Source organism: Streptomyces sp. NPDC058221, assembly GCF_042882365.1.
Lineage (GTDB): Bacteria > Actinomycetota > Actinomycetes > Streptomycetales > Streptomycetaceae > Streptomyces.
The window spans coordinates 1-20945 of record NZ_JBHVWF010000118.1 but is presented as its reverse complement, the minus strand read 5'-3'; the positions used below and the strand labels follow the sequence as shown (position 1 = coordinate 20945).

Below are 20945 nucleotides of genomic sequence, written 5' to 3'. Positions count from 1 at the left end.
GGACCGGAGAGACACGACATGAACCGCCGTACCCTGCCCGCCCTGCTGCTGCCCCTCGCCCTGGTGCTCACCGCCTGCGGCGGCGCGACCTCCGCCTCCACCGCGAGCAACACCGACGGCAAGGGCAGCGTCACACTCAACATCGGTGACCAGAAGGGTGGTTACGAAGCCATCCTGCGGGCCTCCGGAGAGCTCGACGACCTCGGCTACCGCATCAAATGGTCCACCTTCACCTCCGGCCCACCGCTCCTGGAGGCGGTCAACGCCGGGGCCGTGGATATCGGCGGGGTCGGCAACACCCCGCCGGTGTTCGCCGCCGGCGCCGGTTCCAAAATCGCCGTGGTGGGTGCCACGCACGGTTCGTCGGCGGGTGAGACGATCGTGGTCCCCAAGGACTCGCCGCTGCGCAAGCCCGCCCAGCTCAAGGGCAAGTCGATCGCCGTCGCCCAGGGCAGCTCCGCCCACTTCCAGCTGATCAGCTCGCTGAAGAAGGCAGGGCTGAGCATTTCGGACGTGAAGCTGAACTACCTTCAGCCGGCCGACGCACTGGCCGCGTTCAGCCGGGGCAAGGTCGACGCCTGGGCGATCTGGGACCCGTACACCTCGCAGGTGCTGCACGGCGGCAAGGCGCGCGTGCTGACCACCGGCGAGGGCGTCGTCAACGGGCTGAACTTCCAGGTCGCCTCGCCCGCCGCGCTCAAGGAGTCCGGGAAGTCCAAGGCCATCGGCGATCTGCTGGTCCGGCTGAACCGGGCGCAGAGCTGGGTGTTCAAGCACCCCGATGCGTGGGCGAAGGTCTGGGCGAAGGAGACCGGGCTGCCCTATGAGGTCGCACTGGACGCGGTGAAGCTGACGGCCGGCACCCGGGTGCCCGTCGCCGTCGATCCCGCCGCGATCTCTTCCGAGCAGGAGATCGCGGACACCTTCGCCGATCTGAAGCTCATCCCGCACCGATTCTCCTTCAAGGACTACGTCGACACCCGTTTCAACCGCGACCTGCCCGCCTCCTCGGCGGCTCCCCGCTCGTACGGAAAGGCCTCCTCATGAACGTCCACCTGCACTGGTTCCTCCCCACCGGCGGCGACGGACGCACGCTCGTCGACCGGCACGCGTACACCGACGGCGGGATCAAGCGGGACCGGATCACTCCGGTCAGCGGGGTGCGCGCGCCCGACATCGAGTATCTGGCGCAGATCGCCAAGGCCGCGGAGCAGCTGGGGTTCGAGGCCGTGCTGACGCCGACCGGGACCTGGTGCGAGGATGCCTGGCTGACGACGGTGGCGCTGGCCCAGCACACCGAGCGGCTGAAGTTCCTGGTGGCGTTCCGGCCCGGCGTCATCTCGCCGGTGCTCGCCGCGCAGATGGCCGCGACGTATCAGCGGATCACCCGGGGGCGGCTGCTGCTCAACGTGGTGACGGGTGGTGACTCAACGGAGCAGCGGCGGTTCGGTGACCATCTGGACCACGACCGGCGCTATGCCAGGACCGCGGAGTTCCTCTCGGTGGTGCGGGGTGCGTGGAGCGGTCAGCCGTACGACTTCGACGGTGAGCACTACCAGGTGGAGGGCGGGCTGACGGCGCTGCCGCCTGACCCGCTGCCCGAGGTCTTCTTCGGCGGCTCGTCGGCCGCCGCCGGTCCGGTCGCGGCCGCGCACGCCGATGTCTATCTGACCTGGGGCGAGCCGCCGGCGGATGTGAAGAAGAAGATCGACTGGATCCGGGGTCTTGCCGAGGAACAGGGCCGCACGGTGCGGTTCGGCATCCGGCTGCACACCATCTCGCGCGACTCCTCGCGCGAGGCGTGGGCGACCGCCGACCGGCTGCTGGGCGATCTGGACGCCGACACGGTCGCGGCGGCCCAGCAGGCGCTGGGGAGGAGCGAGTCCGTGGGGCAGCAGCGGATGCTGGCGCTGCACGGCGGCTCCCGGGACAAGCTGGAGATCGCACCGAACCTGTGGGCGGGCGTCGGCCTGGTGCGGGGCGGCGCGGGCACCGCTCTGGTCGGCAGCCATGCGGAGGTGGCGGACCGGATCGAGGAGTATCACTCCCTGGGGGTGGAGCACTTCGTGCTGTCCGGTTACCCGCATCTGGAGGAGGCGTACTGGTTCGGCGAGGGCGTCACGCCCGAGCTGGCGTCCCGGGGGCTGCTGTCGACCGTCCCGGCATCGCCGCTGCTGGGGGTGCCGGCGGCGAACGGCCGTCCGGCGTCCGCACCGGGCGGAGCGCCGCTGCTGGTCGCCGGGGGGCGCTGAGCCCGCTGCGAGCGCGGACCACGAAGGCGGGAAGATCCACGGCCCCGGCACAGTTAGTAGAAGCGTGAACAACACCGGGGTGCAGTCAGTGGATGTCGTGGTGATCGGTGCCGGACAGGCGGGCCTGTCCGGCGCCTACCACCTGCGTCGTACGGGCCTGGAGCCCGACCGCGACTTCGTGGTGCTCGACCATGCCCCGCGCCCCGGTGGCGCCTGGCAGTTCCGCTGGCCGTCCCTCACGTACGGCAAGGTGCACGGCATGCACGCGCTGCCCGGCATGGAGCTGACCGGCGCCGATGACAGCAGGCCCTCGTCCAAGGTGATCGGCGAGTACTTCGACGCGTACGAACGCGCCTTCGACCTGCGGGTTCACCGGCCGGTCGAGGTGAGCGCGGTGCGTGAGGGCGTCGGCGGGCGACTGCGCGTGGAGACGTCCGAAGGCACGTACGCGACGCGGGCCGTGATCAGTGCGACGGGGACCTGGGACCGGCCGTTCTGGCCGCGCTACCCGGGCCAGGACACGTTCCTGGGGCGCCAGCTGCACACCGTGAACTACCCGGGGCCGGCCGATTTCGCCGGGCAACGGGTGGTCGTGGTGGGCGGCGGGGCCTCCGGCACCCAGCATCTGATGGAGATCGCCGAGGTGGCCGCGGACACCTTCTGGGTGACGCGCCGGCCGCCGGTCTTCCGCGAGGGCCCCTTCGGCGCGGACCAGGGACGTGCCGCCGTCGCCATGGTCGCGGACCGGGTACGGCACGGACTGCCGCCGCAGAGCGTGGTGAGCGTGACCGGGCTGCCGGTCACCGACGCCGTCCGGCGCGCCCGCGAGTCGGGGGTGCTCGACCGTCTGCCGATGTTCGACCGGATCACACCGGCCGGTGTCGCCTGGGACGACGGTCGCGTGGTCGAAGCCGATGTCATCCTCTGGGCGACCGGCTTCCGGCCCGCCGTCGACCATCTCGCTCCCCTGCGGCTCCGTGAGCCCGGCGGCGGAATCCGCGTCGAGGGCACGCAGGCGGTACGCGACGAGCGCGTCCAGCTCGTGGGCTACGGCCCGTCCGCCAGCACGATCGGCGCCAACCGGGCGGGGCGCGCCGCGGTGCGGGCGGTCGGGCGGCTGCTGGAGCGGCCCGAACCGGCTGCGGAACGGGCGGCTTCCGCAGCCTGAGCGCGTCGGCCGCACGACGGTGAGGACAGGACCGGCACTCAGCCGTCACTCCGGTTCCGGTTGAATTCCGCGACGTTGCGCTTCTGCTCGGCGTAGTCGCTCGTGAAGCGGGTGTCGCCGGGCGCGACGGTGACGAAGTAGAGCCAGGAGCCCGTGGTGGGGTTGATCGCGGCCGTCATCGCCTGTTCGCCCGGATTGCCGATGGGCGTGGGCGGCAGCCCCTTGCGTTCGTAGCTGTTGTACGGACTGTCGATCTTTGTGTCGCCCGTGGTGGTGTCCAGTGTGCTGCGGTTCATCGCGTAGTTGAGCGTGGAGTCCATCTGGAGCGGCATGTCGTGCGCGAGGCGGTTGTGGACGACCCTGGCCACCTTGCCCATGTCCGAAGCGGTGTCCGCCTCCGCCTGCACGACGGAGGCGATCGTCACCGTCTCGTAGACCGTCACTCCGTTGCGCTGCGCCCCGGCCGTGATGTGGTCCGCGCCGAAACGTTCGACCGCGGTGTCCACCATGTACCGCAGCAGGCTCTCCGGGGTCGCGCGGGAGGTCACGGGGTACGTCGCCGGGAAGAGATAGCCCTCGGGGTTGCCCTTCGCCGCGGCCGGAAGAGGCAGGTCCGCGGTCGCCACGGCCTTCTCCGTGGTGCCGGCGGGCTCGCCGAGAACCTTGTCCACCGCCTTGTAGACCTGGGAGGCCCGCCAGCCCTCGGGAATCACCAGGGAGCGGGTCCTTTCGGCCGCCGGCTCCCTCGTCAGCAGCGGCACGAGCACGGCGGCCGCCACCACGAGGACGAGAACGGCGCCGATGAGCAGTGCCAGCCGGCCACGCCGGGTCGGGCGGAGCCTGCGACGGGGCGGGGTGTCCGGGGACGCGTTCACCATGCGGGCACGCTATCTCGCACCGATCGCCTCGTCCGGTACCCCACACCCGGCGGCACGCGTCCCGTACCAGCGGAGCCGAACACACGAACAGGGGATCGGATGTTCGCTGGAACGTGTGGTCGTACCGGTATTCGTTGCCCAATGGGTGTGCGACACATGATGATTACAGGGCGCAAGCGACGGGCTGCAGACCGTGATTGCGCTGTCCCAGAGATGCACCATGTACAAGGAGAAACACCAGATGAACATCCTCACCAACCTGCTCGCCGGCGTCGTCCACTTCGTGGGTTGGCTCATCTGATCATTGCTCGATCCGGCGCCGTCGCTCCCCGTCCCACGGGAGCGGCGGCGCCGTCGTGTGCGCCGTCCGGTCAGCCGAGGAAGCCGTCGAGGACCGCGAAGGTGGCAGCGGGCTGCTCGCGGATGGGCAGGTGGCCCGCGCCGGGGACGAGTTCGAAGCGCGCGTCGTCGAACGCGGCCGCGTAGGCGCGGCCGTAGTCGGGTACGGCGACCCGGTCGTTCTCGCCCCAGACGACCAGCACCGGACAGCTGACGGCCCGCAGGCGTTCGAGGAGCCCCGGGTCCCCCATGTCAGCGCCCCCGTACGCGCGCAGCGCCTCCATCGCGGCAGGCCGTGGACCGCCCGGCGGCAGCCCGGACGGCTCACCCACGGGGGTCTGCGGAGAGCTCGGTCCACCCGGTCCCCGGCCGGGGACGGCTATCGGATGACCGGGGACGACGGGACCGATGGCATCCATCAGCACCAGCCGCCCGACATGGCCGCCCCGGTCGCGCAGGGCCGTCTCCGCCGCGATCCATCCTCCGAAGGACGTACCCAGCACGGCCACCGGGCCGGTGCCCAGCTCGGCGCCGTCGATCATGGCGAGGTTGGCGCCCTCACCCGCGAAGGGGGACATGAGGTGTGCGGCGTCACCGAGCAGGGTGACGCCCGGAGTGCGCTCCCAGTGGTGTCCGACGGGCAGCGCGTGGATGAGCCGCGGCACGGGAGCGCCGTCGGCGTCCGTGATCAGCCGCCGCAGGCCGGGCGCCCAGTCGGTGAAGTGCTCGGCCAGCGCCGCCTTGGCGGCCCCGGCGTCGGTGAAGTCGATGGTCGACAGCCAGTCCTCGGCCGCACGCAGCGCGGCGTAGATGTGAAGGCTGCCGTCGGACTCCCGGTGCGCGAGGAATCCCCGGTGGTCACCGAGCGCGAAGAACATCCCGCCGCCGATGAGTTCGGCGCACTCGGGGTGGCGGGCGTCGGCTTCGAAGAGGTCCATCTCCACGAAGGAGATGCCGGTGTACGCGGGAACGGCGTCGGAGAGCAGCGGACGGATGCGGGACCAGGCGCCGTCGGCGCCGACGAGCAGTCCCGCCGTGAAGGCGGTGCCGTCGGCGAGGGTGACCTCGTACGCTCCCGCGCCGGCGCGCCTCGCACCGGTGATCTTGCTGCCCCAGCGCACGGCGCCCTCGGGCAGCGAGTCGAGCAGCAGGTCGCGCAGGTCTCCCCGGTCGATCTCGGGGCGGCCGCCGTCTCCGTCGTCGGCCTCCTCCAGCAGTACCCGGGCGTGCCGGTCGAGGACGCGCATGGCTTCGCCGCCGGGGTGGACCCTTTCCCGGAAGCGCTCGTGCAGTCCGGCGGCGCGCAGGGCGGCCTGGCCGGTCTCCTCGTGGATGTCGAGCATGCCGCCCTGGGTGCGGGCGTCGCGGTCGGCCTCCAGGTCGAAGACGGCTGCCTCGATCCCGTTCACGTGCAGTACGCGGGCGAGGGTGAGACCGCCGAGGCCGGCGCCGATGATCGCGATGGGGTGGTGTGCGGTGCTCATGGTGGTGCCTCCGTCTCGTGCGGGAATGCCGGCCGCGGGTTCGGTCCGCAGCGGGCCGGGGTGTTCAGTCCGTCGTGACCGGTGTGGTCCGGGCACCGTTGATGACGGTGCGGAAGATCCAGGCCAGGCGCTGCTCGGGGGATCCGGAGACCAGGTCGGCGCCGAGCGCGGCGATCCGCGGATGGGTGGTGGCGCTCGCGTCGCGCAGGGCGGCGACGAGGGCGTTGTGCTCCTCCTCCGCGCCGGCCGACCGGTCGCGGATGGACTGCTCGGCGGCGGTGGCCGTGGCCACCAGCAACAGCACGTCCACCCCCCAGGCCGCCTGTGCGCCGGGCACCTCCCCTTCGTGCAGCAGGGCGAGGACCGCCTCGACCAGGGCCAGATAGTTCGGCCCCACCGGGCGTGCCACCAGGGCGGACTGAGCGAGGCTGGGATGCGCGAAGAGAATACGGGTGTAGGAGCCGAGTACCGCCGCGAGGCGGTCGCGCCAGTCCCCCTCGGAGGCGGCGTCCGCCGGGCTCAGATCGACGGCACCCAGCAGCTCCTCCAGGATCGCGGCGTGCAGCTCGGCGGTGTTCGCCACGTACACGTACAGCGAGGCGGGTCCGGTGTCGAGCTCCTGGGCCAGGCGGCGCATGGTGACGCGCTGCAGGCCCTCGGCGCGCATGAGCGCCACCGCTGTGGCGACGATGCTGTCGTGAGTGAGGGCCGCTTTGGCCGGACGTTCGCGACGGCTGCGGGGCGCGGGAGGTCGGGGGGTCATGCATCCACCGTAACGAACATGTTCGTAACGAACAAGTTCGCGCCGCTCCCGCGAACGGCCGCGCACGCATCGCGGCCGGTCAGGCCGGTCGTGGAGACGGCCGGTCAGCCCGCCGCAGGAGTGAGGCGGCTGTCCCTGCGGACCAGCGCGGCGTAGCGCCCGTCCTGGCTGAGCAGTTCCTGGTGACTGCCGCGCTCAGCGGTCCGTCCGCCGTCCAGGACGACGATCTGGTCCGCGTCCCGCACGGTGGACAGCCGGTGGGCGATGGTGAGCGTGGTGCGCCCCGCGGAGAGCGCGTCGATGGCCTCCTGCACGGCGGCTTCGGTACGGGTGTCGAGGGCGCTGGTGGCCTCGTCGAGGATCAGCACCGGCGGGTCGCGCAGGATCGTGCGCGCGATGGCCAGGCGCTGCTTCTCGCCGCCGGAGAAGCGGTAGCCGCGCTCCCCCACCAGGGTGTCGTAGCCGTCGGGGAGCGAGGCGATGTGGTCGTGGATCTGCGCCGCGCGGGCCGCGGCCTCTATCTCCGCGTCGGTGGCCTCCGGCTTGGCGAAGCGGAGATTCTCGGCGACGGAGGCGTGGAAGAGGTATGTCTCCTGGGAGACCACCCCGATGGCCCTGGCGAGGGTGTCGAAGTCCAGATCGCGTACATCCACGCCGTCGAGCGTGACCCGTCCCCCGGTGACGTCGTACAGCCGCGGCACCAGATAGCTGAGGGTGGACTTCCCGGATCCGGTGGGGCCCACGACGGCCAGGCTGCTGCCGGCGGGCACGGCAACATCGACGCCGCTGAGGGTGGGGCCGCTCTTCTCGTCGTAGCTGAAGTCGACGTTCTCGAAGCAGACCTCGCCACTGATCTTCTCCAGCCGGACCGGGTTCTCCGGCTCGGTGATGTCCACCTTGAGGTCGAGGTATTCGAAGATCCGCTGAAAGAGGGCGAGGGACGTCTGCATCTGCACCCCGGTGGAGAGCAGGCTCACGGCGGGCCGGAAGAGGCCCTGCTGGAGCGAGACGAAGGCGACGAGCGTACCGATCGAGACGGCGGGTCCGCTGGACTGGAGGGTGATGCCCGCTGCCCAGTAGATGACGGCCGGCATGGCTGCCATGACGATGCCGATCGTCGACATCCGCCAGCGGCCGGCCATGCTGGAGCGCACTTCGAGGTCGACCAGCCTCTCGGACTCCTCTGCGAAGCCCTTGGTGAGCGAGTCGGACCGGCCCATGGTGCGGCCGAGCAGGATGCCGCTGACGGAGAGCGATTCGGTGACCGTGGCGGCCATGGCGGCCATCTGCTTCTGGCGCTGGGTGGTGATCTTCTTGCGTTCGCGGCCGACCCGGCGGCTGATCCAGACGAAGACCGGCAGCAGGAGCAGCGAGACGACGGTGAGCCGCCAGTCGAGCGCCAGCATCGCGACAACGGTGGCGATGACCGCGGTGAGGTTGGAGACCAGCGAGGTCGCCGTCGAGGTGACGGTGGCCTGCATGCCGCCGATGTCGTTGGCGATCCGGGACTGGACCTCGCCGGTACGGGTCTTGGTGAAGAAGGCGAGCGGCATCCGCTGGAGCTGCGTGTAGACCGCGGTGCGCAGATCGTGCATCACGCGCTGGCCGACGGTGGTGGAGATGAGGGTCTGCAGCACGCCGAAGACGCTGTTCATCACGGCGGTGAGGATCATGCCGAGAGCGAGCAGCGAGAGGAGCCCGGTCCGCCCCTGGGGGATGGCGGTGTCGAGGATCTCGCGCAGCAGGAACGGCGAGGCGACCGACACCAGCGACGAGGCGCCGACGAGCAGTCCGACCAGCGCGAGGCGGCCGCGGTACGGATGGAAGAGGCGGAGGATGCGGCGCAGCTCGGCAGGCGGCTGTCCGTCATCCCGGGGCGGGGGTGTCCACGTGGGTTCGTCGGGTTTCATGGGCTCCTTCGTCAGGCGTGCGAGAACAGGGAGGAACAGGTGCGGCCGCCTGCGACGGTATGCGCGTCAGCGGTCCGCGGCTGCCGGACCGGCGGCCCGTCTGGACTCGCGCTCCGCGAATCCGAGGGCCTGCGACGGTCGAGCAGATAAGAGCATAGCTCATTGTTACCTGTACTCACAATGAACAAGGTCCTGATATTGTTCCCATATGGACTCCCCCGACCACGACGGCCTGCTCGCCGAACAGCTGCTGCGGCTGACCCGTCGGCTCCAGCGCATTCAGAGCCGTCAGCTGGAGCCGGCCGGCATCACGCCCGCGCAGTTCCGGCTGCTGCGCACCGTCGCCCACTACGACGGCCCGCCGCGGATGGCGGATCTCGCACAGCGCCTCGATGTGGTCCCGCGCGCCGTGACCACGCTGGTGGACGGCCTGGAGGCCAGCGGCCGGGTGCGCCGCACACCCGACCCGGACAGCCGCCGGGTGGTCCGGATCGAGATCACCGACGAGGGCATCGCCACCCTCCGGTCGCTGCGCGACGCGCGCCGGGCGGCCGCAGAGGAGATCCTGGCCCCATTGACCGCCGATCAGCGCGAGGTGCTCGGCGGGCTGCTGACCGCTCTGGTCGATGGAATGCCGGAGCGCCGCTGCTGACCAGGTGCGGCACGCCGCACCGAGCCGCCGAGGGGACCTCGACATGCCGTTGCTGGAGCCGAATCCGGAAGCCCTGAGCCCCGGTGCGATGCGCAGCCCCGCCCACGACCGGGTGCCCGACGAGCAGGCTCCGGGCACCCCCGAGCCGCTGCGGTCCGAACTGACCGCCCTGCTGGGCGCGCAGAAGGTCCTGTGGAAGATCTCCGACCTGGTGCGGTACGCCTCCGACGCCAGCCCCTACCGGTTCGTGCCCCAGGTCGTCGTCGTGCCCGAGGACATCGACGACGTCTCGGCGATCCTGTCGTACGCGCACGGCAAGGGCCGCAACGTCGTCTTCCGGGCCGCGGGCACGAGCCTCAACGGCCAGGCACAGGGCGAGGACATCCTCGTCGACGTACGGCACCACTGGTCCGGCATCGAGGTCCTGGACGGCGGAGCGCGGGCCCGCATCAGGCCGGGGACGACGGTCATGCGGGCCAATGCCACCCTCGCCAGGCACGGCAGGCTGCTCGGTCCCGACCCGGCCAGCGCGATCGCCTGCACGATCGGCGGAGTCGTCGCCAACAACGCCTCCGGGATGACCGCCGGAACCAGCCGCAATTCGTACCGGACCGTCTCCTCGCTCACCTTCGTGCTGCCCGGCGGCACGGTGGTGGACACCGGTGATCCCACGGCGGACGAGGACCTGGCGCACGCCGAGCCGCAGCTGTGCGCGGGACTCCTCGCGCTGAAGGCGGAGATCGAGGCCGATGCCGCGCTCACCGCCCGGATCCGGGCCAAGTACGAGATCAAGAACACCAACGGGTACCGGCTCGACGCCTTTCTGGACGGCACGACGCCCGTGGAGATCCTGCGCGGGCTCATGGTCGGGTCGGAGGGGACCTTCGGTTTCATCTCCGAGGTCGTCTTCGACACGCTGCCGCTGGACCGCCGCATCTCCACGGCCCTGCTCTTCTTCCCGTCCCTGACCGCGGCGGCGGCCGCCGTGCCACTGTTCAACGAAGCCGGTGCCCTCGCCGTCGAGCTGATGGACGGGAACACCCTGCGGGCCTCCGTCAGCGTCCAGGGAGTGCCCGCCGACTGGGCCGGGCTGCCGAAGGGAACCGCGGCCCTGCTGGTGGAGTTCCGCGCCCCGGACGAGGCGGGCCAGGAGGCGTACGAGCGGGCGGCGGCCGATGTCCTGCGCAGGCTGGAGCTGGTCCACCCCGTCACCTCGGTGACCAACGAGTTCACCCGCGACGCCGGCACCATCTCCGGCTACTGGAAGGCCCGCAAGGCCTTCGTCACCGCGGTCGGCGGCTCCAGGCCGTCCGGTACGACACTGATCACGGAGGATTTCGCCGTACCGCCCTCCCGGCTCGCCGACGCCTGCGAGGCGCTGCTGACGCTCCAGGCCGAGCACGGTTTCGACGCGGCCGTCGCGGGCCACGCCGCACACGGAAATCTGCACTTCCTGCTCGCCTTCGACGCGGCGAAGCCCTCCGACGTCGACCGGTACGCCGCCTTCATGGCGGACTTCTGCGCGCTGACCGTGGAACGGTTCGACGGATCGCTCAAGGCCGAGCACGCCACCGGCCGCAATATCGCACCCTTCCTGGAGCTGGAATGGGGCACCCGGGCGACCGGACTGATGTGGCGGACCAAGCAGCTCATCGACCCCGACGGGGTGCTGGCGCCCCGGATCGTCCTGGACCGCGATCCGAAGGCGCATCTGCGCGGCCTGAAGACCATCCCGCGCATCGAGCCGGTGGCCGACCCCTGCATCGAGTGCGGATTCTGCGAACCGACGTGCCCCAGCCACGACCTGACCACGTCGCCACGCCAACGCATCGTGCTGCGCCGCGAGATGATGCGGCAGCCGGACGGCTCACCGGTGGAGACCGGGCTGCTCGACGCGTACGGCTACGACGCCGTCGACACCTGTGCCGGCGACTCCACCTGCAAGCTCGCCTGTCCGGTCGGGATCGACACGGGCGCCATGATGAAGAGCTTCCGCCACCGGCGGCACTCCCCGCGCGAGGAACGGATCGCCGCGCTCACCGCGAAGCACTTCCGTGCGGTGGAGGCGGCGGCCCGGCTCGCCGTCGCCGCGGCGGGCCGGATCGACGACCGGCTGCTCGAAGGCGTCACCGGTCTCGCCCGCCGGGCGGTCCGCCCCGATCTGATGCCCGCGTGGCTCCCGGAGATCCCCCGGGCCGCCGGCCGTGGGCTGCCCCCTACGTACAGGACCGGGGCGAGCGCGGTCTACTACCCGGCCTGCGTCAACCGCATCTTCGGCGGGCCCGAGGGACATCGCGTCCCCTCCCTGCCGCAGGCCGTGGTCGCCGTGTCGGCGCGCGCCGGAAAGCCGGTCTGGATCCCCGAGGACGTCGCGGGGACCTGTTGCGCGACGATCTGGCACTCCAAGGGGTACGACTCGGCGAACGCCGTGATGGCCAACCGGATCGTGGAGGCAGCCTGGGGCTGGACCGCGGGCGGAAAGCTGCCGCTCGTCGTCGACGCCTCCTCGTGCACCCTCGGCATCGCCCATGAGGTGGTGCCGTATCTGACCGAGGACAACCGGGAGTTGCACCGCGAGCTGACCGTCGTCGACTCCCTGGTCTGGGCCGCCGACGAGCTCCTGCCGGAGCTGACGGTGCTGCGCAGAGCCGGCTCCGCGGTCCTGCATCCGACCTGCTCGATGGAGCATCTGAACGATGTGGGCCACCTGCGGGCGGTCGCGGAGGCGTGTGCGCGGGAGGTGGTGATCCCGGACGACGCGGCGTGCTGCGGGTTCGCGGGCGACCGCGGCCTGCTGCACGAGGAACTGACGGCCTCGGCGACCGCGAAGGAGGCCGCCGAGGTCAACACCCGGGAGTACGACACCTATCTGTCGGCCAACCGGATGTGCGAGATCGGCATGGACCGGGCGACGGGCCGTTCGTACTACTCGGCCCTGCTGGAACTGGAGCGGGCGACCCGGCCCGCCTCCGGTCAGGCCTGAAGGCTGGCCCGGTCGCCCATGACCACGACCGGGTGCTGCTTCGGGTCCAGGGTGCGCAGCAGCTTCTCCATACCGGACTTGGGCAGGCTCACACAGGCTGACGTGCCGCTGCCGTGGTCCATGTGCAGCCAGATGCTGCCGCCCTTGGTCTGTCCCTCGGGCCGCGTCGGGTCGTTGGGAGCGGTGCCCTTGACGCGGTTGTAGTCGATGGCGATGACGTAGTCGAAGTCGTGCCAGTGCGACTTGGCCCAGTAGTGCGGGGCCTGGATGGACGCCGACTCCGTGTACGGGAGCCGGGCGCCCGGGTCGGGCAGCACCCCGCCCGCGTCACTGAGGGTGAAGACACCGACCGGGCTGCGCTTGTCGTCCTCGTGGTGGTCGGCCGCCCAGCCCTTCTTGCCGTTGTGGGCCTTCCAGCCGGCGGCCTTGTCCCAGGTGGAGCCGGTCTTCGTGTAGAGCACGACCGTGGAGTCCGCCGAGTTCTTGCCCGCACCGTAGACGGCGACGACCTGGCGGGATGCGTCCGGGATCTGCGACTGCAGCCGGTCGCCGACGTCCGGGATGCGCTTGAGGTCGACGGTCCGCGCCTTGTCCTTGGCCTTCTGGGCGTCGGCCGACCGCGCGTCGCCCTTCTGCGCGTCCTGTCCGTCACCGCACGACGTCAGGGTGGTGAGCAGAAGACCGCAGGCGGCCGCCGAGACCACCACTCGTACCGATCCGGCTATATGCATCTGCCCATGGTCGCACTCCGTGGCGGCCGGCCCCGCCCGCCCGTGCGGGCCGCGGCGAATGCGTGCCGAATCTTTACCCCCGCGGCCGCAGCACCCGTCGGTGCCGGCGCTTCCTCCCGCATGTAAAAGGGTTTGCCGCGCTCCCGGCGGGACGCGAGGATTGGACGGTTTGGTCCCCCCACATGCTTCTCCCCACGTGTGTCCACAGGTCCCTGCGGACCTCAGCTTCTTCCGATCCTTGGGACGTCATGCAAATTCGCGATCTTCCGTACTCGGATCCCGGCGATCCCGATGTCCGGTCGGGTCCTCGCTTTCTGATCTGGCTCGGCCGCAACCAGATCCGCGGACAGCTCAAGTCGATGTCCTGGGGTCTGCTGCACCAGTGCGCCATCGCCGGGCTGCCGCTCACTGTCGGATTCGCCGTCCAGGCGGTCGTCGACCGGTCCGGCGGCCGACTCGCCCTGGCCGGCGGGCTGATCGCGGTCCTCGGCGTGCTGATCGCCGTGGGCGACACCATGCTGCACCGGACCGCCGTCACCAACTGGATCACCGCCGCAGCCCGGGTCCAGCAGCTGCTGGCCCGCAAGACCGCGGAGCTCGGCTCCGCGCTGACCCGCCGGGTCGCAGCGGGCGAGGTCGTCGCCGTGTCCACCGGTGACGTGGAGAAGATCGGCTGGTTCGTCGAGGCGCTGTCCCGCTTCGCCGCCGCCGCGGCCGCCCTCGTCATCATCTGTGCCGGGCTCGTCCTCTATCTGCCCTCGCTGGGCGTGCTCGTGGCGCTGGCCATGCCGGTGCTCGCCCTGGGCGTCCTGCCGCTCCTGCCCCGGGCCACCCGCCGCGCCGACTTCCAGCGCGAGAAGGCCGGCAAGGCCACCGAACTGGCCTCGGACACCGTGGCCGGGCTGCGCGTGCTGCGTGGCATCGGCGGTGAGGAGCTGTTCCTGGGACGCTACCGGCGTGCCTCGCAGGAGGTCCGCAAGGCCGCCGTGCGCAGCGCGCGGATGTGGTCGCTGATCTCGGCGATCCAGGTCCTGCTGCCGGGCGTGCTGCTGATCTCCCTGGTCACCTACGGAGCCTCGCTGGCCCGCGACGGGAAGATCGACGTCGGTCAGCTGGTGACCGTGTACAGCGCGGCGACGCTGCTGCTGTTCCCCCTGCGGCACTTCGAGGAGATCGCCATGGCGTACTCCTTCTCGCGGCCGTCGGCGCAGCGCGCGGTCCGGGTGCTCTCGCTGAGCCGGGTCGCCCGGCCGTCGACGGTCGATGCCTCTCCGGCCGGGGATCTGTACGACCCGGTCACCGGACTGATGGCGCCCGATGGCCTGTTCACCGCGGTGGTCTGCGGCGATCCGGACGAGGCCGGGCGACTGGCGGACCGGCTCGGCGGCCACGCCCAGCCGTCGGTGGCGCAGGAGGAGGATGCCGCCGACGAGGATGCGGAGGCGCTGGACCACGAGATGCCTTCCGTGCTGCTCGGCGGCGTGCCCCTGGACGAGCTCGAACTGGGCGCCGCACGCACCGCCGTTCTGGTCCAGGACAAGGATCCGGTGCTGCTCTCCGGCACCCTGCGCGAACTGCTGGACGTACCGTCGTCCGGCCGGGTGAGGGCCGAGGACGCGCTGTCGGCCGCGCAGTGCGACGACGTCCTGACCGCGCTGGCACAGGCGTCCGCAGACTCCGGCGGCGATCCGATGAACACCCGGATCACCGAACGCGGCAGGTCGCTCTCCGGCGGCCAGCGCCAGCGGCTCGCGCTGGCCCGGTCGCTGATGACCGACCCGGAAGCGCTGGTGCTGGACGAGCCGACGTCCGCCGTCGACTCGCACACGGAGGCCCGGGTCGCCGCGGGCATCAAGGCGCTGCGCAAGGACCGTACGACCGTGGCCTTCGCCTCGTCGCCCCTGCTGCTCGACCTGGCGGACCGGGTGGCGCTGGTACACGACGGCACGGTGGTGGCCGTCGGCACCCACCGTGAACTGCTGCGCGGTGAACCGCACTACCGGGCGGTCGTCACCCGCGAGACGGACGACGAGATCGCGGTCCCGGCCGCGCCCGGCGAAGCCGAAGCGGTCAACACGATCGGCACCATCGAGGAAATCGAGGAGCGGGCATGATCGGCGTCGCACCACCGGCCTACGACCCCGCCGCCCCTGAGTCGGCGACGACCCTGCCGGTCGGCACCCCCACGACCGTACGGACCTACGCCAGGGAACTGATACGGCGTCACCGGCGGCCGTTCACCGTGGTCACCCTCCTCAACACGGTCGCGGTCACCGCCTCGATCGTCGGCCCGTACCTGCTCGGCGGACTCGTCGAGGACCTGTCCAACGGGGACACCGACCTCCACCTGGAGCGCACCGCCGCGGTGTTCGCGGTCGCGCTGGTCATCCAGACCGTGGTCACCCGCATGATGCGGCTGCGCAGCGCGATGCTCGGGGAGGAGATGCTGGCCGATCTGCGCGAGGACTTCCTGGTGCGGTCGGTCCGGCTGCCCCCGGGCGTGCTGGAGCGGGCCGGGACGGGCGATCTGCTCTCCCGGATCACCACGGACATCGACCGGCTCGCCAACGCCATGCGCGAGGCCGTACCGCAGCTGGCCATCGGTGTGGTGTGGGCGGGGCTCCTGATCGCCGCGCTCGCCGTCACCGCTCCCCCGCTGGCGCTCTCGGTACTCGTCGCGCTGCCGGTACTGATCATCGGCTGCCGCTGGTACTTCCGCCGGGCGCCGTCCGCGTACCGCTCGGAGGCCGCTGGTTACGCGGCGGTCGCGGCGATGCTGGCGGAGACGGTCGACGCCGGGCGGACCGTGGAGGCGCACCGGCTGGGTGCGCGCCGGGTCGCCCTGTCGGATCAGCGGGTCAAGGAGTGGACGGCCTGGGAGCGCTACACGCTGTTCCTGCGGTCGGTGCTCTTTCCCGTCATCAACGCCACGTACGTGACGATTCTCGGCGCGGTCCTGATGCTCGGGGGCTGGTTCGTGATCGAGGGCTGGCTGAGTGTCGGGCAGCTGACGACGGGTGCGCTGCTGGCGCAGATGATGGTCGACCCGATCGGCCTGATCCTTCGCTGGTACGACGAGTTGCAGGTCGCGCAGGTGTCGCTGGCGCGCCTCGTGGGGGTCCGGGAGATCGAGCCGGACGCGGGCGACGCGGCGGTGGCGCCGGACGGACGTGATGTGCGCGCCGCCGAGGTGCACTTCGGCTACCGGGCAGGTCTCGATGTTCTGCACAAGGTGTCGCTCGACGTCGCTCCGGGCACCCGGCTTGCGCTGGTCGGCCCGTCGGGTGCGGGCAAGTCCACGCTGGGCCGGCTGCTGGCCGGGATCTACGCCCCGCGCACCGGTGAGGTCTCGCTGGGCGGTGCGCAGTTGTCGCGGATGACCGCGGAGCGGGTGCGGACGCATGTGGCACTGGTCAACCAGGAGCACCATGTGTTCGTGGGTTCGCTGCGGGACAACCTGCTGCTGGCCCGTACCGAGGCCGGCGACGCCGAGCTGTGGGCGTCACTGGCCGCGGTCGACGCGGACGGCTGGGCCAGGGCCCTGGACGAAGGGCTGGACAGCGAGGTCGGCTCGGGCGGTCTGGCGCTGACCCCGGCACAGGCCCAGCAGATCGCGCTGGCCCGGCTGGTGCTGGCCGATCCGCACACCCTGGTGCTGGACGAGGCGACGTCGCTGCTCGACCCACGCGCGGCCCGCCATCTGGAGCGCTCACTGGCCCGGGTGCTGGACGGCCGTACGGTCGTGGCCATCGCGCACCGGCTGCACACGGCGCACGACGCGGATGTGATCGCGGTCGTCGAGGAGGGCCGGATCAGCGAGCTGGGCAGCCATGACGAGCTGGTGGCAGCGGACGGCGCGTACGCGGCGCTCTGGCGCTCCTGGCACGGCTGACCGGCCCGGGTACCGCCCCGCCGGTCCCCGCTGGGACATCGCTAGGGTCTCGTACATGACAGGTTCGTACGAGGATCCCGGGACCCCCGACTGTCGTAGCGCCCCGCGGTACCTGTGGTGGCTGGTCGCCTGTCAGCGCCGCCGGATCGCCGCGGGCGCGCTGCTGGGGAGTGCCTGGATGGTCTGTCTGACGCTGCCGCCCTACCTGCTGTCCCACGCCATCGACGACGGGCTGCAGCCTGGACGGTGGTCCGCGCTGACCGGCTGGGTCGCGGCGCTGCTGGGCGTGGGGGTGCTCAACGCATGGCTGGCCATCATGCGGCACCGCACGATGACCAGGGTGCGGCTGGACGCCGCCTTCCGTTCCGTGGCGGTCGTGGTCAGGAAGGCGACCGGGCTGGGCGGGGCGCTGCCGCGCCGGGTCACGGCAGGGGAGGTCGTCACGATCGGTTTCGCCGATGTCGCGATGATCGCCAACACGCTGACCGTCACCGGCCCCGGGGTCGGCGCGGTCCTCGCCTATGTCGTCGTGGCTGTGCTGCTGCTGACCGTTTCGCCGCTGCTCGCCGCGGTCGTGCTGCTCGGTGTACCGCTGCTCGCGGTGCTGGTCGGCCCCCTGCTGTGGCGGTTGCAGGGCGTCGAGGCGGCATACCGGGAGCGGCAGGGCGGGCTCGCCGCCCGTTTCGAGGACATGGCCGGGGGCCTGCGCGTCCTCAACGGCATCGGTGGCAAGGAGGTATATGCCGAGCGCTACCGGCTCGGTTCGCAGGACCTGCGGGCGGAGGGATACCGCGTCGGTGCGGTGACCAGCTGGATCCAGGCCCTCGGAGTGGGCCTGCCCACCCTGTTCATCGGTGTCGTGACCTGGCTGGCGGCCCGGATGGCGGCGCAGGGGACCATCAGCGTGGGCGAGCTGGTCGCGGTGTACGGGTACGCCGCGGTGCTGGTGGTGCCGGTCTCGTTCTTCATCGAGGGCGGCTACGACCTCAGCCGGGGGCTCGTCGCCGCCCGCCGGGTCATCCGCTTCCTCACCCTGGAGGGCGGTTCCGCGGCCGGGGAGGCGGCTTCGGACGAGCCCGGGGCGGCGGCCACGCTCCGTGATCCGGAATCCGGCGTCGAGGTGGTGCCCGGACGGCTGACCGCGCTCGTCAGCGCCCGGCCGTCGGATTCCGCGGCGGTGGTCGACCGGCTGGGCCGGTTCGTGGAGTCGGCCGCCACCTGGGGCGGGATACGCCTCGACGAGATCGACCTGACGCGGATCCGCCGCCGGATCCTGGTCGCGGACAACGAGGCCGATCTCTTCGCCGGCCCGCTGCGCGAGGTGATCTGCGGCGCGCGGGAGCGGGACGAGGAGAGTGTCGGCCGCTCGATCCACGCGGCCATGGCACAGGACATCGTGCGCGGTCTGCCGGACGGGCTCGGCTCGCGGATCGACGCGCAGGGCCGCAACCTCTCGGGCGGCCAGCGGCAGCGCGTCCGCCTCGTCCGGGCCCTGCTGGCCGACCCCGAGACGCTCCTGGCCGTCGAACCCACCTCGGCGGTCGACGCCCACACCGAAGCGGCCGTCGCCGGCCGGCTGCGCGCCGCGCGGACCGGCCGCACCACGCTCGTCACCAGCACCTCACCGCTGCTGCTGGACCGGGCGGACACCGTGTACTACCTGGTCGACGGCGCCGTCGCAGCCGCCGGCAGCCATCGTGAGCTCTTGGACGGGCAGCCCGGCTACCGTCTCCTGGTGTCACGCGGGATGGCCGGGGACGACCCCGGCCGCGCGGACGAAGGAAGTGTCCCGCCGTCCCGGGAGACCGTGCGATGACGGCCGCCTCCCGTTCGGCCGACCGGTCCCTGCCCGTCGCCGGACCGGCACGGATACGCCGGGCGGCACTGCGGCTGATCCTGCTGGACGGCCGCGCCTTCGCCACCATGATCGCCCTCAACGCGCTCGCCGCTGCGGCCGGACTCGCAGGGCCGTGGCTGCTCGGCCGCATCATCGACGAGGTCCGGACGGGCGGCGGCGTGGCGGCGGTGGACCGTCTCGCGCTCACCATCCTCGTCTTCGGGCTGGCGCAGCTGCTGCTCGCCCGTTACGCCGGATACGTCGGACACCGCTTCGGTGAGCGGACCCTGGCGCGTATCCGGGAGCAGTTCGCCGATCGGGCACTCGCGCTGCCCGCCTCGGTCGTCGAACGGGCCGGCACCGGCGACCTGATGGCCCGCGGCACCACCGATGTCGCCGCGGTCGGCGCCACTCTCCGGGACACCGGCCCCGAGGTGCTCATCGCCGGAGTCCAGGCACTGTTCATCCTCGGAGCGGTCTTCGCGCTCGATCCGCTGCTCGGTGCGTGCGGGGTGCTGGGCCTGCTCGGCATCTGGTTCGCCGCCCGCTGGTATCTGCGCCGGGCCCTCACCGCGTACCTCGCCGAGGGAGCCGCCAACTCGGCCCTCGCGGAGCAGCTCGCGGCCACCGCCGCGGGCGCCCGGACCATCGAGGCCCTGGGTCTGCAGCAGCGCCGCGTCGACGCGTGCCAGGAGGCGATCGACCGATGCCTCGAAACCCGGAACCGGACGCTGTTCCTGCGCAGTGTGCTCTTCCCGGCCGTGGACATCTCCTACGCCATTCCCGTGGTCGGTGTCCTGCTGATCGGCGGTGTGCTGCACGACCGGGGCAGCATGAGCCTCGGCGCGGTCGTCGCCTCGGCCCTGTATCTGCGGCAGCTGTCGCAGCCCCTGGACACCGTCCTGCAGCGGATGGAGCAACTGCAGAGCAGCAGCGCCTCCTTCGCGAGGGTGGAGGGTCTCGCCCCGGCAGTGGCGGCACCGTCGGCCGCGTCCGCCGCACCTGAGGGAGACCGGATCGACGTGTCCGGTGTGCGCTACGCCTACGAGGGCGGGGACGATGTCCTGCACGGGGTCGACCTGACGGTACGGCCCGGCGAGCGGCTCGCTGTCGTCGGGCCGTCCGGCGCGGGCAAGACCACCCTGGGCAGACTGCTGGCGGGCATGGACCCGCCGCGCACCGGCTCGGTGACGGTGGGCGGGGTCCCGGTCGCGGGCCTGGACCCGGCCCGGCTGCGCCGGCACGTCGTCCTCGTCACTCAGGAGCACCATGTGTTCCAGGGCACGGTCCGGGACAACCTGCGGATCGCGTCCGCCCGCGCCACCGATGCCGAACTGCGCGCGGCGCTCGTGGCCGTCGGCGCCGAGTGGGCCAGTGAGCTGCCGGACGGTCTTGACACCGACCTGGGCCATGCGCGACACCGTCCGGACGGGGCCCGGGCGCAGCAGCTCGCCCTGGCGCGTGTGGTGCTGGCCGACCCGCACACGCTGGTACTCGACGAGGCCACCGCACTCCTGGACCCGACGACCGCGCGGCGCGCGGAGCGTGCCTTGGCCGCCGTTCTGGAGGGCCGGACCGTCGTCGCCATCGCGCACCGGCTGCAGACGGCCCACGACGCCGACCGGGTGGCGGTGATGGAGAACGGCCGGCTCACCGAACTCGGCACCCACGACGATCTCGTGGCGGCCGGCGGTGCGTACGCCGCGCTCTGGCGCTCCTGGCACGGTGAAGGGCCGCCGTCCGTCTGAACGGGCGCCCGGGCCAGTGCAGACGGGCGATCAGGCTCCGTCCCGCATACGGAAGCCGGCGCCCCGTCGCTCCGAGCCCGCCGAAGGCGTGGAAGTGCAGCTCGAGAACGCCGTGGCGGCCGGTGCAGTCTGCCGGAGAGGGCACGCAGGCGGCGATCAGCGCGGGCGCGGCGGCGACGATCAGGCAGAGGCGGAGCCCGTCGAGGAAGGCGTCGCCCACGGCACCGAGCGCCTGGCCGGTGCTCGCGCCCAGGTTCAGCTGCGCCACCGTGCCCAGTCCGCCCGCCCGGGAGGACTGGGCCCTGCTC

General features: G+C 71.8%; 15 protein-coding genes. 10 read left to right on the top strand and 5 right to left on the bottom strand.

Translation table 11 applies throughout. The features are described 5' to 3' along the window. Window positions 1-18 precede the first annotated feature (18 nt). The 3 genes from ACFVW8_RS29380 (at window position 19) to ACFVW8_RS29370 (ending at window position 3420) form a co-directional block, all read left to right on the top strand. A complete protein-coding gene (locus ACFVW8_RS29380) occupies window positions 19-1047 on the top strand; it encodes an ABC transporter substrate-binding protein (protein WP_389695224.1) in 1029 nt (342 codons plus the stop codon). Beyond that, window positions 1044-2252 carry an LLM class flavin-dependent oxidoreductase gene (locus ACFVW8_RS29375; protein ID WP_389695222.1) on the top strand — a complete coding sequence of 403 codons (1209 nt, stop codon included), beginning with the start codon at window positions 1044-1046 and terminating at the stop codon, window positions 2250-2252. Before ACFVW8_RS29380 ends, ACFVW8_RS29375 begins: the two co-directional genes overlap by 4 nt. A gap of 79 nt (window positions 2253-2331) precedes the next feature. Next, window positions 2332-3420, top strand: coding sequence for an NAD(P)-binding domain-containing protein (locus ACFVW8_RS29370; RefSeq protein ID WP_389695236.1), 1089 nt, complete (start codon window positions 2332-2334; stop codon window positions 3418-3420). A 38-nt stretch (window positions 3421-3458) separates the two neighbouring features. Here the strand turns inward: ACFVW8_RS29370 and mltG are convergent, their stop codons facing one another. The 4 genes from mltG to ACFVW8_RS29350 all read right to left on the bottom strand — a co-directional run bounded on the left by mltG (window position 3459) and on the right by ACFVW8_RS29350 (window position 8794). Next, the gene (gene mltG, locus ACFVW8_RS29365) at window positions 3459-4298 is read right to left on the bottom strand and encodes an endolytic transglycosylase MltG (protein ID WP_389695221.1); all 840 of its coding nucleotides are present in this window, start codon (window positions 4296-4298) and stop codon (window positions 3459-3461) included. A 371-nt stretch (window positions 4299-4669) separates the two neighbouring features. Continuing rightward, window positions 4670-6121 (bottom strand): alpha/beta fold hydrolase, encoded by a 1452-nt coding sequence (locus tag ACFVW8_RS29360; RefSeq protein WP_389695219.1) that lies wholly within the window; start codon window positions 6119-6121, stop codon window positions 4670-4672. Between the two features lie 64 nt (window positions 6122-6185). Beyond that, the gene (locus ACFVW8_RS29355; protein ID WP_389695217.1) at window positions 6186-6884 is read right to left on the bottom strand and encodes a TetR/AcrR family transcriptional regulator; all 699 of its coding nucleotides are present in this window, start codon (window positions 6882-6884) and stop codon (window positions 6186-6188) included. Between the two features lie 104 nt (window positions 6885-6988). Next, window positions 6989-8794, bottom strand: a complete 1806-nt coding sequence (locus ACFVW8_RS29350) for an ABC transporter ATP-binding protein (protein WP_389695215.1) — start codon at window positions 8792-8794, stop codon at window positions 6989-6991. 208 nt (window positions 8795-9002) lie between these two features. Here ACFVW8_RS29350 and ACFVW8_RS29345 point away from each other — a divergent pair, with 208 nt between their 5' ends. Next, a complete protein-coding gene (locus ACFVW8_RS29345; protein WP_389695213.1) occupies window positions 9003-9446 on the top strand; it encodes a MarR family winged helix-turn-helix transcriptional regulator in 444 nt (147 codons plus the stop codon). Between the two features lie 43 nt (window positions 9447-9489). Next, the gene (locus tag ACFVW8_RS29340) at window positions 9490-12429 is read left to right on the top strand and encodes an FAD-binding and (Fe-S)-binding domain-containing protein (protein WP_389695211.1); all 2940 of its coding nucleotides are present in this window, start codon (window positions 9490-9492) and stop codon (window positions 12427-12429) included. Here ACFVW8_RS29340 and ACFVW8_RS29335 read toward each other — a convergent pair. After that, window positions 12420-13160: a hypothetical protein gene (locus tag ACFVW8_RS29335; protein ID WP_389695209.1), complete on the bottom strand. Its 741-nt coding sequence runs from the start codon at window positions 13158-13160 to the stop codon at window positions 12420-12422. The two genes, ACFVW8_RS29340 and ACFVW8_RS29335, sit on opposite strands and share 10 nt — an antisense overlap. Before the next feature lie 248 nt (window positions 13161-13408). Here ACFVW8_RS29335 and ACFVW8_RS29330 point away from each other — a divergent pair, with 248 nt between their 5' ends. From ACFVW8_RS29330 to ACFVW8_RS29310, 5 genes are all read left to right on the top strand, one after another. Further along, the gene (locus ACFVW8_RS29330; RefSeq protein WP_389695207.1) at window positions 13409-15274 is read left to right on the top strand and encodes an ABC transporter transmembrane domain-containing protein; all 1866 of its coding nucleotides are present in this window, start codon (window positions 13409-13411) and stop codon (window positions 15272-15274) included. Next, window positions 15271-17052, top strand: coding sequence for an ABC transporter ATP-binding protein (locus tag ACFVW8_RS29325; RefSeq protein ID WP_389695205.1), 1782 nt, complete (start codon window positions 15271-15273; stop codon window positions 17050-17052). Before ACFVW8_RS29330 ends, ACFVW8_RS29325 begins: the two co-directional genes overlap by 4 nt. A gap of 55 nt (window positions 17053-17107) precedes the next feature. Then, a complete protein-coding gene (locus ACFVW8_RS29320; protein WP_389695203.1) occupies window positions 17108-18868 on the top strand; it encodes an ABC transporter transmembrane domain-containing protein in 1761 nt (586 codons plus the stop codon). Further along, window positions 18865-20637, top strand: a complete 1773-nt coding sequence (locus ACFVW8_RS29315) for an ABC transporter ATP-binding protein (RefSeq protein WP_389695201.1) — start codon at window positions 18865-18867, stop codon at window positions 20635-20637. The genes ACFVW8_RS29320 and ACFVW8_RS29315 overlap by 4 nt, the downstream gene beginning before the upstream one ends. Before the next feature lie 94 nt (window positions 20638-20731). Further along, the coding region (locus ACFVW8_RS29310) for a hypothetical protein (RefSeq protein ID WP_389695199.1) at window positions 20732-20945 on the top strand (214 nt) is incomplete at its 3' end.

Bases quoted from the DNA above. Each gene is read 5' to 3' on its own strand.
- ACFVW8_RS29375 (WP_389695222.1), top strand. From the start codon at position 1,044: ATGAACGTCCACCTGCACTGGTTCCTCCCCACCGGCGGCGACGGACGC.
- ACFVW8_RS29355 (WP_389695217.1), bottom strand. From the start codon at position 6,884: ATGACCCCCCGACCTCCCGCGCCCCGCAGCCGTCGCGAACGTCCGGCC.
- ACFVW8_RS29350 (WP_389695215.1), bottom strand. From the start codon at position 8,794: ATGAAACCCGACGAACCCACGTGGACACCCCCGCCCCGGGATGACGGA.
- ACFVW8_RS29330 (WP_389695207.1), top strand. From the start codon at position 13,409: ATGCAAATTCGCGATCTTCCGTACTCGGATCCCGGCGATCCCGATGTC.
- ACFVW8_RS29380 (WP_389695224.1), top strand. From the start codon at position 19: ATGAACCGCCGTACCCTGCCCGCCCTGCTGCTGCCCCTCGCCCTGGTG.
- ACFVW8_RS29335 (WP_389695209.1), bottom strand. From the start codon at position 13,160: ATGCATATAGCCGGATCGGTACGAGTGGTGGTCTCGGCGGCCGCCTGC.
- ACFVW8_RS29320 (WP_389695203.1), top strand. From the start codon at position 17,108: ATGACAGGTTCGTACGAGGATCCCGGGACCCCCGACTGTCGTAGCGCC.
- ACFVW8_RS29315 (WP_389695201.1), top strand. From the start codon at position 18,865: ATGACGGCCGCCTCCCGTTCGGCCGACCGGTCCCTGCCCGTCGCCGGA.
- ACFVW8_RS29340 (WP_389695211.1), top strand. From the start codon at position 9,490: ATGCCGTTGCTGGAGCCGAATCCGGAAGCCCTGAGCCCCGGTGCGATG.
- ACFVW8_RS29325 (WP_389695205.1), top strand. From the start codon at position 15,271: ATGATCGGCGTCGCACCACCGGCCTACGACCCCGCCGCCCCTGAGTCG.
- ACFVW8_RS29360 (WP_389695219.1), bottom strand. From the start codon at position 6,121: ATGAGCACCGCACACCACCCCATCGCGATCATCGGCGCCGGCCTCGGC.
- ACFVW8_RS29345 (WP_389695213.1), top strand. From the start codon at position 9,003: ATGGACTCCCCCGACCACGACGGCCTGCTCGCCGAACAGCTGCTGCGG.
- mltG (WP_389695221.1), bottom strand. From the start codon at position 4,298: ATGGTGAACGCGTCCCCGGACACCCCGCCCCGTCGCAGGCTCCGCCCG.